General features: G+C 46.6%; 1 protein-coding gene. It reads right to left on the reverse strand.

Annotated elements, in window-relative coordinates; all coding sequences use genetic code 11:
* Window positions 1-530 (reverse strand): IS1595 family transposase (locus E2R66_RS28185; RefSeq protein WP_134738030.1); only part of this gene is annotated, 530 nt, incomplete at its 3' end.
* Window positions 531-539: the final 9 nt, after the last annotated feature.

Consider the following 539-nt stretch of genomic DNA (forward strand, 5'->3'; position numbering starts at 1 on the left):
TGATGATGGATTCCCCTAAGCCAGGCTTTGAACATCATGATTTGCCTGTGCATTAAGGGGTGCCGTTTGCCCTTGTCAGATTTTTCCTGCTCCAGGTTAGGGAAATTTGCTTTAGAAGGCGTATAGCCAGACCATTTATCCGTTTTTATGGTTGCCTCAGCGTCTATTTTCTCCTGTAAGAAAGCCCCTAACTCATCGCTGCTTGCATTGGGGATTACTTTAGCATAACAGCGGTGTATCCCGAAAGCATCGACCTGTAGGGCCATCACCACCAGGCTTTTTTTCTCATTACCTCTGCCTGTTTTACCTTGTTCAGGGCCGCCAACAAAAAACTCGTCCACTTCTACAGTCCCATTAAGCAGGTTCTTCCCCGCACTACGCATGGCTTCCTGCACTTTCCGCTGGAAAAACCAGCAGGTCTTCTGCCGGAGGCTCAATTGGCGGGAAAGTTCGTAGCTGGAAATACCTTTTTTGTTGCAGGACATCGTATAGATAATATGGAACGCCTTACGTATAGGGAATTTAAGCATATGGAATAA

It is taken from the genome of Mucilaginibacter psychrotolerans, assembly GCF_004519315.1.
GTDB lineage: Bacteria > Bacteroidota > Bacteroidia > Sphingobacteriales > Sphingobacteriaceae > Mucilaginibacter > Mucilaginibacter psychrotolerans.